Here is a 12,274-nt window from a genome sequence, read left to right as displayed (position 1 = left end):
CTAATAAGGAATTCTCACCAGTATCTCCGTGCCTTTATCCATCGCGCTCGACCATTCAACCGTGCCGCCTTCTGAAGCTGCTCGCTCTTTCATGCTCAGCATGCCAATGGAAGGAATGTATAGTTTTTCATCCATGACAAAGCCCCTGCCTTCATCTTTCAGTACCAGCAGGACATCTGTCGGCGTAACAGACAGATATAATTGACCACGGTCGACACCTGAATGTTTCCGGATATTATTCAACGCTTCCTGGGCGATCCGGAACAGGGTTTCTTCGATTCTCGACGGCAGCTGAATGACCCCTGTCACTTTTGTTTCCAGCTCAAGGCCGAGCATATCCGCATATCCTTTTATCCCTTCCAGCAATCCGCTTTCCAATCCTTTCGGCCTCAATTGCCAGATCAATGCCCGCATTTCATTCAATGCTTCCTGCGTCAAATGCTGTATATCACTGAATGTTTCCCGGATCGCCGGTTCAGGAGACATCTCCACTCCGCCCCGCGCCGTCAAAGTGACGGAAAACAGCAATTGATTGACTGAATCATGAAGATCGCGTGCGAGCCGGTTACGTTCCGTCACCAATGCCAATTCCTGTTCCTGTTTCGTGAGGCCGATCCGTTTGATCGCGGATCCGATCTGAAAAGCCACCGATTCCAAAAGGGCCAGTTCATCGGCCGTGAAACGCTCCCGGTTCGGCGCAGCAATATTCAGCAACCCGAACCTTTCTGTCCCTGATTGAAGCGGGACCGTTGCATGGTGGGTAATATTACCATGGCTGCCCGTTTTTTCAGCAATCGAATTTTCAATGCGCTGGCAGGCGATAATATTGGAGGCTTTTTCCAAATTACTGTCATGATAACGTTTAACACACCAGCAGCCGCCTTTTTGCAGGTGGCGGCAATTGTCCTCTTCGAGCGCAGAAGGCAAATTTGCCGAAGCCATCAGCCGGTGCTTGCCGTTTTCATCAATGAAAAAAATCCAGGCAGTTTCAAAGTTCGAACCTCTCAGCAACTTCCAGATGGCGCCTTTCAGCATCCGCTCCATATCTGTTTCCTCGTTCAGCAATTCCGCAATTTCCTTTAACAGCAACACATTGGAATGTTCACTCAGCTTCATCTTTTCACCCCATGTCATTAGTCCAACCATACACGTTTTTGCGCCTGATGCGCCTCCTACTTTTGAATGAAAAAAGCTCCCGTAACGCGGGAGCCCTTCATATAGTTCATATTAAAGATCAACGGACTTCCCGCATGAATGGACTGACATTCAACCGGGATGGAGATTCGCTTACCTCTTATTCACTTCATCAAGGAATGAGTCTTTGATTAATTCCAATTTTTCATCGCTTTCCTGTTCAGTGCTTCCCTTCACACTGAAGTAGAATTTCACTTTCGGTTCCGTACCGCTCGGGCGCAGGCATACCCATGATCCGTCTTCCAGGAAATACTTCAGGACATTCGCCTGAGGCAATTCGATTTTCTCACTCTTTTCAAGATCTGTGAAAATCCGATTTTGTGTTTCATAATCTTCAATCGTAGAAACCCGGATACCTGCAATCGATTGCAGCGGAAGCTCGCGCATGCTGTTTAGCAGTGCGGATATCTCCCTTGCGCCATCTGCACCTTTTTTCGTTACCGAAACCAGTGCTTCGCGGTACCAGCCGTGCCGATTATAAAGCTCGATCAGCACATCACGCAGATTTTTGCCCTGCGTCTTGTAATACGCTGCCGCTTCGACTAGAAGCAGGACCGACTGTACGGCGTCTTTATCGCGTGCAAAATCGCGGATCAGGTAGCCATAACTTTCTTCATAACCGAATAAAAACTCGAATTCACCGGTCAGGTCATTTTCTCTCAATTTTTCACCGATAAATTTAAAGCCGGTCAGCACATCCGCCGTTTGGACTCCGTATGCCTCTCCGACCGCACGGCCAAATTCGGAAGTGACGATCGTTTTGAAGATGCGTCCCTTATCAGGCAGTTCACCTTTCGATTTCTTCTGGCTCAGCAGATATTCAATCAAGATCGCACCTGTTTGATTGCCTGATAATAATTCATAATGATCACCGTTTGACACTGCAATGCCGACACGGTCACCGTCAGGGTCGACAGCGACCAATAAATCAGCTCCTGAATCTTTGCCGTAGCGCATCGCCAATTCGAAAGCACCCGCTTCTTCTGGATTCGGTGATGCTACTGTCGGAAACTCGCCATCCGGCTCCATCTGTTCCGGAACGTAGACGATGTCAGAATAGCCCGCTTCTTCCAGCAACCGTTTGACGGTGGATCCGGACGCTCCGTGAAGCGGCGTGAAAACAGCCTGTATCGGCGTCGCTGCCGACTGCTCACACACGGTGAGCGCGTTCTGGATATAAGCCCGGTCAAGGGTTTCACCAATAGAGACAAGCATTTCCGGATTGTAGCCATCATTGGAAATCACCAATTCATCTTCCACCCGGCTGACGAATTCGATGACGCGGTCTGCATCTTCCAGATTCAACTGGGCTCCGTCTTCCCCATATACTTTATAGCCATTGTATTCCGGCGGATTGTGGCTCGCGGTGATGACCACCCCCATGAAAGCATGCAGATAACGGACACTGAATGACAATTGCGGCGTCGTGCGCGTATCGCTGTATAAATACGTATGGATGCCGTTTGCGGCAAAAGTTTTCGCTGCCTCTTCCGCGAATTCGGGGGACATGCGGCGGCTGTCATAAGCAATGACGATGCCACGGTTTTTTGCTTCCTCACCGTTCGCTTTTATGTAATCCGCAATGCCCTGCGAAGCTTTTCGGACAGTGTAGATATTCATGCGATTCGTACCCGGCCCGATTTCTCCGCGCATGCCGCCTGTCCCGAATGTAAGATCCTGATAAAAAGCATCTTCTGCCATTTTTTCATCTTCCATCAGCAAATCCAGGGACATTCTCGTTTCTTGATCCAGACCTTCAAAGTCAAGCCAGCGTTTGATCCGTTCATTCCAATTCATGCAGGTCCCTCCTTCATATGATAGGTGCAAATCGAACCTTCTGTTTTCAGTTTACCAAAAATGACAGAAAAAAACCGCCTCCATTCGGAAGCGGCGCGATATCTTCAATATTTATTGCCTGGCTTAATCTTTTTTATATTCAACGCGGTAGACATCGTGTCTCCGGTCCTTCAATTGTTTTACCGTACCGTTTTGGCGCTGGCGGCGCAGGATTTCAAGGTCGACGTCACCGATCAGGACCATTTCCAGGTTCGCATTGGTTTCGCCGACAATGCCGTCACGCGCAAACTCGAAATCGGATGGAGCAAAGATTCCCGATTGGGCATACTGGATGTCCATGTTTTCCGTCTGCGGCAAGTTGCCGACTGTACCGGAAATGACAGTATAGATCTGGTTTTCGACAGCACGGGCCTGTGCACAATACCGTACGCGCAAATAGCCTTGGCGGTCTTCCGTACAGAACGGGGAGAAGATGATGTTCGCTCCCATATCTGTTGCGATCCGTGCAAGTTCCGGGAATTCGATGTCATAGCAGATCTGGATCGCGATCTTTCCGCAATCCGTATCGAACACACGGACGGAATCCCCTGCAGAAATCCCCCACCATTTCCGTTCGTTCGGTGTGATATGGATTTTGTACTGCTTGTCGATCGATCCGTCACGGCGGAATAGATAGGCGATGTTATAGATTTCATCATCTTCTTCTTTGACGAAATGGGAACCGCCGATAATATTCACGTTGTAGCGGACTGCAAGGTCTGTGAACAATTCAATATACTGCGGCGTATATTCCGTCAATTTGCGGACCGCCTGGCTCGGTGATGGTTCATTCAGGAACGACATCAGCTGGGTCGTGAAAATTTCAGGGAACACAACGAAATCCGAATGCGCATCTGATGCCACATCGACAAAGTATTCCACCTGATTTGCCAGATCGTCAAACGATTTAATGGCACGCATCAGATATTGCACCACGCAAATACGGACAGGAAGACTTGTTTTGAAATGGCGTTTCGAGACCGGTTTGTAATCTACGTTATTCCATTCCATCAATGTTGCGTATTTTCCTGAAGCCTTATCATCCTGGAGATAATTCGGGTTGATGCGCATCAATTGGAAACCGTTCATCAATTGGAACGTCAGGACCGGATCATAAATTTTGTGACGGGACACTGCATCCACATATTCACGCGGCGACATTTCATCCGCATGTTTATGGTAGTTGGGAATCCGTCCGCCGATGATGATCGATTTCAGGTTCAACTCCCGCGCAAGTTCCTTACGCGCTTCGTACAGGCGCTGACCGACCTGCATCCGGCGGAATTCCGGATGCACCATCACTTCAATGCCATACATATTATAACCGTCCTGGTTATGGTTCGTTATATAGCCGCCATCCGTAACATCGTCCCAGGTGTGGCGGTCATCGTATTCATCAAAATTTATCAGGAGGCTCGAACATGAGCCGATCACTTTGCCATCAAGTTCCGCTACCATCTGTCCTTGGGGGAAAACACCCAAATGGCTTCTTAATTGTTCCTCTTCCCATGGTTCCATACCTGGAAAACAGAGACGCTGCATATCCAGAATGGCATTAATATCTGCATAGGTCATCTCGCGGATGATCATGCTTTTTTCAAAATCGGATAAATCAAATTGCTCTGCCATTAAAGCCACTCCTTCACAAAAGTATCACATCTCATTATATAGGATATAATGAAAGGATAATATTATTTTACTTGCCCTAACTAAAGAATTATAATTCTATAGTAGCTATTTAACAAGAAAGGACCTTGAATATGACGAAAATCCAAGAAAATCTGCTGCTCGGCATTTGGGCGACAGCGCTGGTGGCCACTGCAGGGTCCCTTTATTTCTCTGAAGTCCGCGGCTATATTCCATGCGAGCTTTGCTGGATCCAGCGGATTTTCATGTATCCCCTGGTCATCGTCGCGGGAGTCGCCTATTTCCAGAAGAATGTCCGAATTGCTGTAACCACAGGGATCCTGTCCGGAATTGGCGGATTGATCTCCCTGTATCATTACGGAATTCAAAAACTGGCGTTCCTTTCCGACTCTGCACCTTCGTGCGGTCAAGTCCCATGCACCGGCCAGTATATCAATTGGTTCGGTTTCATCACCATTCCATTCCTGGCGCTTAGTGCATTCATTTTAATCGCAGGAATGAGCATTTATTTGCTGAAAACCCTTAAGGAGGAAAAATAAATTGAAAAAAATGCTACTCATCGGAGGCGTCGTTCTCGCGATTTTCGCTTTGATCGTTGTGCTTACGCAAATGTCCCAAAAAGAAAAATTGGCGAACAACCCTTATGATACGGATAATTTGGATCCCGCCACTATCGATCAGCTGGACGATGAAAACTATCAGAACATCGTGTTGCCGGATGAACTGGAAGATCAGATTGCCAGCGGCGAAGCGACAACTGTTTATTTCTTCAGCCCTACCTGCCAATATTGCCAGCAGACAACACCGGTCCTGATGCCTGTCGCTGATGATATGGATGTAGACGTGCTGCAATACAATCTGTTAGAGTATGATCAAGGCTGGCAGCAGTATAATGTCCAATCAACGCCAACCCTAGTCCATTATGAAAACGGCGAAGAAGTGGCACGCTGGGTCGGCGCACAGCCAAAAGAGAATATTGAACGCTTTTTCACAGAAATCGTTAAAAAATAAACTATAAAGAGCAATGTGCACTGCGCATGCTCTTTTTTTATGGAGGTAATACTATGAGCTGGAATTATGAGATACAGGATGATGGCATGACCGTCGAAGAATTACTGCGCACCGAATGGGGCCTCGGCAAAAAAGTGGTGCATGAACTGCGCATGGCCAAAGCCGTGAAAAATGAAAAATTTCAGGAGGTCGTCTGGAAAGAGCCTCTGGCGAAAGGGACTGTACTGCAATTTGAGCTGCCGAAAGCGGATTCTCCATATGAGCCGAATCACGACATCGAGCTGCCTGTACTGTTCGAAGATGAACATTTCCTGATTGCACGCAAACCGAAAGGCATGAACACCCACCCGAATGAAGTCGGACAGAATGATACATTCATCAATGCTGTCATCGGCCATATCATCCGCGGCGGCGGCTCATACGGCGAGCATGTCCACCGACTCGATCAGGGCACTTCCGGACTTTTGATGGTGGCGAAGCACCCCGTCGCCAAAAACATTTTGGACCGTCTGCTGGAACAGAAGCAGCTGTCCCGCGATTACGAAGCTGTCGTCAACGGAAAAGTCCATAATAAGTCAGGCACCATCGATTTCGCGATTGGCCGTGACCGTCATCATCCGACTCGCCGCATGGTTTCACCGACCGGCCAGAGCGCTGTCACACATTATCGATTATTGCGCCATATGGAAGGGAAATCCCTTTTGCAATTGTCGCTTGAAACCGGACGCACGCATCAGATCCGCACACACCTGTCGCATATCGGCCATCCGATCATCGGTGACGAATTATACGGCGGACCTGCGACACAGGACGGCGCTTATCACCTGCATGCTTTCCGCATGTCGTTCATCCATCCGTTTACCGGAGAGAAAATCGTTGTGGAAGATACGGCGAGATAATAGAAAAAGAAGTTCCCTTCCATATTGGAGGGAACTTCTTTTTATTATCCTTTGATGTCGTCAGGATTCGTACCCGAACGCCAGTCCTGGTTCAATCCATCGATCGCTGCCATTTCATCGGCAGCCAGCGAAAAATCAAACACATTGGCATTTTCAGCAATCCGTGACGGCGTCACCGATTTCGGAATGACGATCAAGCCGTGCTGCAGATGCCAGCGGATGACCACCTGCGCAATTGTTTTATTGTATCCTGCAGCAATTTCTGCAAGCACCGCATCTTCCAGCAGACGGCCGCGCGCAAGCGGCGACCAGGACGTCACCGCAATTTCCTGCTGCGCACAAAATTCCCGCAGCGGCCCTTGCGTCAATTGTGGATGCAATTCGATCTGATTGACCATCGGTTTTGTATTCGCTTTTGCCAAAATCCGCTCCAGATGCGGCTGATGGTGGTTCGACACACCGATCGCACGCACCAGTTTTTCATCATACAAGCGCTGGATGGCCCGGTACGTGTCCTCATATTTGCCCGGCACCGGCCAGTGCGTCAAATACAGATCCAAATAATCAAAACCGAGACGTTCAAGCGATGCTTCAAACGCGCGAAGCGTCCCATCGTAGCCCTGGTCCGTGTTCCACACTTTAGACGTGATGAACAGCTCTTCCCTTTTTACCGATGAATTCCGCACCGCTTCCCCGACTTCACGTTCATTTTCATAAACGGTTGCCGTGTCGATCGCTTTATAGCCGGCATCAATAGCTGTTTCCATTGCCTGGACAGCCTGCTCCCGGTCCGTCATCTTATAGACACCGAGCCCGAAGCGCGGCATCTCCACTCCATTATGTAATGTTTTCGTCGAATTGATTGTCAGTTCCAAATCATTCATCCTTTCTTCTTCCACTTCTTTTATTGTACAAATTCAGCAGCCGAATTTCGAGTTTTAACCTAAGAAAAAAACCACCAGGGAAGGTGGTCTTTAAACTCGTGCACGGCTTGCAAAAGCGGCATTGATGAATAATACGATGGCAGTGATCAAGTGCAATGCCCAACCGATTAACGGAATCCATGCAAGCAGGCTCGTGATCAAACCAAGAATCGGACCTGATTTTGGCGAAAATTCACGGAAACAGAAGAATAGCGTGATGGCGTGAAGCACGAACATGAAGCCCAGCGCTGAATAGCCCGTGCTGATGACGAACGAACCGCCGATAAGCGGAATCGCCAGAAAAGCTTCAGCAATCGCTGAAATCCAAAGAAGAGCAGCTGAAATTTTCATTTTCATATAGATCGACCTCTCTTTAACAAATATTTAACTACCATACTATACGAATGAAACCTGAATAAGCTTCAAGAGTTTCCAAAAACAATCAAACCGACAGAAATTCTCCATAATTCAGGAAGGACTTATATTTCATTTTTCCCTGATTTCGGCTATACTAAACAAAGATGCACATTTCAAGGAGGTCGTTATTAATGAACTTAATCCTTATCTTAGGTATTTGTGTTGCGTTCCTATCAGCTATTTTCACTGCAGGGTACGACGACAAACCAGGAACTTTTGATCAAGATAATAACTAAAAAGAAAGCAGCGGACATTGTTCCGCTGCTTTTTTCTTTGTCCAGACTCCCGTGGCCCAGCTCTTCGGACTTAAGCTGCCCTTCCTGTGCGGCAAAAAGCGCCGCTTCGGAAGTTCACCTAAACCGTTAATGCTCCTGCATCGCTTCGCTAGCTTCGTCTCTTGTCTGTCGGAGCTGAACGGCCGTTGTCGCTTTTCTTTGTCCAGACTCCGGCGACCCAGCTCTTCGGGTCATACGCCAGCCTACCTGCGCGGTCAGGACCGCTACGTTATTCTGTCTTAAGCCTGGCAGAGCTGAACGGGTGCCGTCGCTTTTCTATTCAAGTCCCGGATAATTCTGCTGACGCAGCGCTTCATACAGCAGAATGGCTGCCGTATTCGACAGATTCAATGAACGGATATTGTCATTCATCGGAATGCGCAGGCAGCGGTCCGGGTTCGCTTCCAGCAATTCAGCCGGCAGCCCTTTCGTTTCCTGGCCGAATACGAAGAAATGATCTTTTCCCTGATCCGAAAAATCAAATGTCGTATGCGGTTTCGCACCGAATTTTGTAATGTAATAGAATTCTCCTTCGGGATAACGGTCAAACAGTTCCTGCATCGAATCGTAATACGTCAAATCGACGTGTTCCCAATAATCCAATCCTGCCCGTTTCAGCATCTTATCATCCGTCGAAAAGCCAAGTGGCCGGATCAGATGCAGTTTGCCCCCTGTCCCTGCACATGTACGTGCAATATTTCCTGTATTTGCCGGTATCAGCGGCTGGTATAAAACAATGTTAATCGCCAAACTCTTCACTTATCCTTTCATTTCTTCAGCAAAAAATGCCAATCCTTTTTGAATTTCCTCCAGCACTTGACTGTCTGTTTCATCATCAGCTGCCTGTTTCAATGCGCGCAGCCCTTCTGCTGTGCCGATTTTACCGATCGCCCATGCTGCCGTGCCCCTGATTACAGGACGTTCATCCGACTGGAGCAAATCGATCAATGCCGGTACAGCACCGACTTCCCTGAAATGGGCCAATGCCAGAATCGCATTGCGCTGAATCGGTTTTTTACCCCGCCACGAACCGGAAATATAACCGAATTTTTCTTTAAACTCGCGGTTCGTCATCTTCAGTAAGGGTTCAAGAAGCGGCTTCGCAATTTCCGGATCCGCTTCAAATTCAGCATGGATCTGATTCGCTTTCCGTTTATTCTTCGGGCAGACGGTCTGGCAGGTATCACAGCCGTATAACCGGTTGCCGATTTTCGTCCGGAATTCATCAGGCAAAAACCCTTTCGTCTGGGTCAAAAAAGAAATACAGCGCTGGGCATTCAACTGGCCTCCCTCGACAATGGCGCCCGTCGGACAGGTGTCGATGCACAGACGGCAATCCCCACACTGATCTTCCATCGGTTCACTCAATTCAAATGGTATGTTCGTAATCATTTCCCCCAGGTAGACATAAGAACCGAACTCCGGTGTAATGATATTCGTATTTTTCGCACTCCAACCGATCCCCGCCCGTTCAGCCACTGCCCGGTCGGACAATTCGCCCGTATCGACCATCGACCGCATGCGTGCCTCCGGGTAATGGGCAGCGATAAATGCTTCCAATAAGGTCAAGCGCTCCCGCAATGCCGAATGATAATCCTTGCCCCAGGACGACCGGGAAAAAATGCCTCTCCGGGCTCCTTTTGTCCCCTGCGGCGCATCCTTCATTCTCGACGGATAGGCGATGGCGATCGATATGATCGTAACTGCCTCTTCCAGCAATAAATCCGGGCGTACCCTCTTTTCGATATCCGGTTCTTCAAAACCCGACTGGTATCCCAATTGCTGCTGGCGGATCAGCCGATGCTTCAAATTAAAGAAAGGTTCTGCAGATGCAAAACCGATTTTATCTATTCCGATGTCCGAGGCATAAGCAACGAGCTCTTTTTGAAATTGTGCAAGATTCATGCTGATAACCCCTTTTTTGAATATATGATACGATGATGATAACTACTAGTTGAAAGGATGTTTTCGGTGGATATAACGATCGATCCTAAAATCACTGAAATACTTTCCGATTTTAAAATCGGAATCATTCATTATAACAATATCACCGTTTCCGATTCACCTCAAATGTTAAAAGGCCGTCTCCATCTTTTCCAGGAACAATTATACTTTGACCTGGATGAGAAAGAATTATGGGATTTTCCCGGCCTGCTTGAATGGAAAATGATATGGAAAGCACTCGGCGCCGATGCTAACCGCTATCGCCCCTCCGCAGAAGCACTCTTCCGAAGAGTCAAAAAGCAGAATTACCTGACACCCGTCCATTCCGGAGTCGATATGAATAATTTCCTGTCCCTTCAATACGAAATCCCTCTCGGATTATACGATGCCGATAAAATCGAAGGGAATGTCACTGTGGCCATCGGTACGGCGGAAGATCAGTATGAAGGCATCAATAACCGTTTAAATACCTTATCCAATATACTCGTCAGCAAAGATTCAAAAGGCGCTTTCGGCAGCCCCTTTGTAGATTCGAAACGGACTGCAGTAACAGAAGATACGGTCAATGCGCTCCATATTTTCTTTCTGCGCCCTTCAATGGACCGCGATACCGCGCTTGAACTGCTTGCTGCCGCCGCCAATATGTTCACCGGCATCAACGGCGGAGAAGCGGATTATTACGTGATTTGAATCTATGCCTGAGCCTTATTTCGCGGTTCAGGCATATTCTTTTCCATCCCGCCCCAAATTTAGTACTATTTTGATATCGAGATAAAAAAGAGGGATATACATGCAAAAAGTTCACAGTGACATTATCCAATTCCGGGGCGGGCATTACGATTTCGGTTACGCGCAGGGGCTGGAGCTAAGAGATTCAATCTTACTTCCAAACCGTCGTAAACAATTCGGCTCCTCCAATAGACAGCTCATGATCAATGAAAAAGAAGCGACAGAAATGCTCCTCACTTATGCCCCTAGGATTTGGGAAGAGATCAAGGGGCTGGCAGATGCGCTCGAATGGAATATGCATGACGCTATCCGGGAATTCGGAGGCTATTATTTGGAATACACCAGAAGCGGCTGTTCCATTATAACCGGATCAGATTTCATGGTCCGCAACTACGACAGCTCCCCTCAGGGCTATGAAGGCAGATTCGCCCTCTATCAGCCGACAGATGGCGGCTATGCTACAATCGGCCCTACCATGCAAGTGACAGGCCGTACGGACGGACTCAATGAAAAAGGCCTCTCAATGGGCTATAATTTCATTAATCGCCGAAACTCGGAAGACGGCTTCATCTGCAATATGATTGGCCGGCTGATTCTGGAGAACTGCAGTAATGTCAGTGAAGCGATTGAGCTGCTGGAAGAAATTCCACATCGCCGCTCATTCAGCTATGTCCTTCTCGACCGCAGCGGACGCTCAGTCGTCGTTGAAGCCTCCCCCCGCTCAGTGGTTGTGCGTGAAGCTTCTGTATCGACCAATCATTTTGAAGTACTGACAGAAGAAAATCGATATCAATCGGATGATTCAAAACGCCGTGAAGAAGCCTTATTAGTCCATAAAGAGCAATCGGATGATGCCTACACCGCATTCAGGCTACTCAACAATCTGGACAGTGGTATATTTTCCATGAAATACAGCACCGCTTCCGGTACGCTGCACACGGCTTCCTATTTCCCAGTCGCACTTAAAATGGGCTTTGCCATCGGCCCTGATCGGCTGCCATTAATGATCGATTTTCAAAAATGGCTGGACGGCGAAAAATTATATGCAAAACGGATCAATGGGAAAATCGATACCCACTTCCCTTTTGCCCATATGGCTGAAATGTAATCCGATACACCATAAGCATAGAAAAAAGCCCTGACTCTGATGGTCAGGGCTTTTTTCTTGCTTACCGTTTGGCATCCGATAAGTGAAGATACCGGCGGTCGGGGTCGAACCGACACTCCCGTGAAGGAACGGGATTTTGAGTCCCGCGCGTCTGCCAATTCCGCCACGCCGGCATAATATAATGGAGGCGGCAACCGGACTCGAACCGGTGATAAGGGTGTTGCAGACCCATGCCTTACCACTTGGCTATGCCGCCAATTTTTGGAGCGGAAGACGGGGGTCGAACCCGCG

The 12,274-nt window shown here is 48.2% G+C and carries 12 protein-coding genes and 2 tRNA genes; 5 read left to right on the top strand and 9 right to left on the bottom strand.

The window, feature by feature from the left end; all coding sequences use genetic code 11:
• The 3 genes from IQ294_RS14895 to IQ294_RS14885 form a co-directional block, all read right to left on the bottom strand.
• Entirely contained in the window at window positions 1-1,116 is a 1,116-nt protein-coding gene (locus IQ294_RS14895; protein WP_203334853.1) for a GAF domain-containing sensor histidine kinase, read from the bottom strand.
• A gap of 171 nt (window positions 1,117-1,287) precedes the next feature.
• Window positions 1,288-2,991, bottom strand: coding sequence for a phospho-sugar mutase (locus IQ294_RS14890; protein ID WP_203334852.1), 1,704 nt, complete (start codon window positions 2,989-2,991; stop codon window positions 1,288-1,290).
• 123 nt (window positions 2,992-3,114) lie between these two features.
• On the bottom strand, window positions 3,115-4,659 hold the full coding sequence (locus IQ294_RS14885; RefSeq protein ID WP_203334851.1) for a carbon-nitrogen hydrolase family protein: 1,545 nt from the start codon (window positions 4,657-4,659) through the stop codon (window positions 3,115-3,117).
• 131 nt (window positions 4,660-4,790) lie between these two features.
• Here IQ294_RS14885 and IQ294_RS14880 point away from each other — a divergent pair, with 131 nt between their 5' ends.
• Genes IQ294_RS14880 through IQ294_RS14870 form a run of 3 tightly spaced genes read left to right on the top strand, consistent with a single transcriptional unit; the run spans window position 4,791 to window position 6,587 of the window.
• Window positions 4,791-5,216 (top strand): disulfide oxidoreductase, encoded by a 426-nt coding sequence (locus IQ294_RS14880; protein WP_203334850.1) that lies wholly within the window; start codon window positions 4,791-4,793, stop codon window positions 5,214-5,216.
• A 1-nt stretch (window position 5,217) separates the two neighbouring features.
• Window positions 5,218-5,688, top strand: a complete 471-nt coding sequence (locus IQ294_RS14875) for a thioredoxin family protein (protein WP_203334849.1) — start codon at window positions 5,218-5,220, stop codon at window positions 5,686-5,688.
• Between the two features lie 53 nt (window positions 5,689-5,741).
• Window positions 5,742-6,587 carry an RluA family pseudouridine synthase gene (locus IQ294_RS14870; protein ID WP_203334848.1) on the top strand — a complete coding sequence of 282 codons (846 nt, stop codon included), beginning with the start codon at window positions 5,742-5,744 and terminating at the stop codon, window positions 6,585-6,587.
• A 44-nt stretch (window positions 6,588-6,631) separates the two neighbouring features.
• Here the strand turns inward: IQ294_RS14870 and IQ294_RS14865 are convergent, their stop codons facing one another.
• The 4 genes from IQ294_RS14865 to queG form a co-directional block, all read right to left on the bottom strand.
• Complete coding sequence (locus IQ294_RS14865; RefSeq protein WP_203334847.1) at window positions 6,632-7,471, bottom strand: aldo/keto reductase; 840 nt, start codon at window positions 7,469-7,471, stop codon at window positions 6,632-6,634.
• Window positions 7,472-7,561: 90 nt separating this feature from the next.
• Window positions 7,562-7,861 (bottom strand): hypothetical protein, encoded by a 300-nt coding sequence (locus IQ294_RS14860; RefSeq protein WP_203334900.1) that lies wholly within the window; start codon window positions 7,859-7,861, stop codon window positions 7,562-7,564.
• A 617-nt stretch (window positions 7,862-8,478) separates the two neighbouring features.
• Window positions 8,479-8,952 (bottom strand): tRNA (uridine(34)/cytosine(34)/5-carboxymethylaminomethyluridine(34)-2'-O)-methyltransferase TrmL, encoded by a 474-nt coding sequence (trmL, locus tag IQ294_RS14855; protein ID WP_203334846.1) that lies wholly within the window; start codon window positions 8,950-8,952, stop codon window positions 8,479-8,481.
• A gap of 9 nt (window positions 8,953-8,961) precedes the next feature.
• The gene (queG, locus tag IQ294_RS14850) at window positions 8,962-10,107 is read right to left on the bottom strand and encodes a tRNA epoxyqueuosine(34) reductase QueG (protein WP_203334845.1); all 1,146 of its coding nucleotides are present in this window, start codon (window positions 10,105-10,107) and stop codon (window positions 8,962-8,964) included.
• 66 nt (window positions 10,108-10,173) lie between these two features.
• Here queG and IQ294_RS14845 point away from each other — a divergent pair, with 66 nt between their 5' ends.
• Window positions 10,174-10,836: a phenylalanine--tRNA ligase beta subunit-related protein gene (locus IQ294_RS14845; RefSeq protein WP_203334844.1), complete on the top strand. Its 663-nt coding sequence runs from the start codon at window positions 10,174-10,176 to the stop codon at window positions 10,834-10,836.
• A gap of 100 nt (window positions 10,837-10,936) precedes the next feature.
• Window positions 10,937-11,983 (top strand): C45 family autoproteolytic acyltransferase/hydrolase, encoded by a 1,047-nt coding sequence (locus IQ294_RS14840; protein WP_203334843.1) that lies wholly within the window; start codon window positions 10,937-10,939, stop codon window positions 11,981-11,983.
• A gap of 89 nt (window positions 11,984-12,072) precedes the next feature.
• On the opposite strand, the gene IQ294_RS14835 is transcribed toward IQ294_RS14840, so the two are convergent.
• Window positions 12,073-12,156, bottom strand: a tRNA-Leu gene (locus IQ294_RS14835).
• A gap of 9 nt (window positions 12,157-12,165) precedes the next feature.
• A tRNA-Cys gene (locus tag IQ294_RS14830) sits at window positions 12,166-12,239 on the bottom strand.
• Window positions 12,240-12,274: the final 35 nt, after the last annotated feature.

Source organism: Planococcus beigongshangi, assembly GCF_016820495.1.
GTDB lineage: Bacteria > Bacillota > Bacilli > Bacillales_A > Planococcaceae > Planococcus > Planococcus beigongshangi.
The sequence above is the reverse complement of the archived record's forward strand: the minus strand, read 5'-3'. Positions and strand labels throughout refer to the sequence as shown.

Excerpts from the sequence above, each read along its gene's own strand:
- IQ294_RS14895 (WP_203334853.1), bottom strand. The coding sequence starts at position 1,116 with ATGAAGCTGAGTGAACATTCCAATGTGTTGCTGTTAAAGGAAATTGCG.
- IQ294_RS14890 (WP_203334852.1), bottom strand. The coding sequence starts at position 2,991 with ATGAATTGGAATGAACGGATCAAACGCTGGCTTGACTTTGAAGGTCTG.
- IQ294_RS14885 (WP_203334851.1), bottom strand. The coding sequence starts at position 4,659 with ATGGCAGAGCAATTTGATTTATCCGATTTTGAAAAAAGCATGATCATC.
- IQ294_RS14880 (WP_203334850.1), top strand. The coding sequence starts at position 4,791 with ATGACGAAAATCCAAGAAAATCTGCTGCTCGGCATTTGGGCGACAGCG.
- IQ294_RS14870 (WP_203334848.1), top strand. The coding sequence starts at position 5,742 with ATGAGCTGGAATTATGAGATACAGGATGATGGCATGACCGTCGAAGAA.
- IQ294_RS14865 (WP_203334847.1), bottom strand. The coding sequence starts at position 7,471 with ATGAATGATTTGGAACTGACAATCAATTCGACGAAAACATTACATAAT.
- IQ294_RS14860 (WP_203334900.1), bottom strand. The coding sequence starts at position 7,861 with ATGAAAATTTCAGCTGCTCTTCTTTGGATTTCAGCGATTGCTGAAGCT.
- queG (WP_203334845.1), bottom strand. The coding sequence starts at position 10,107 with ATGAATCTTGCACAATTTCAAAAAGAGCTCGTTGCTTATGCCTCGGAC.
- IQ294_RS14840 (WP_203334843.1), top strand. The coding sequence starts at position 10,937 with ATGCAAAAAGTTCACAGTGACATTATCCAATTCCGGGGCGGGCATTAC.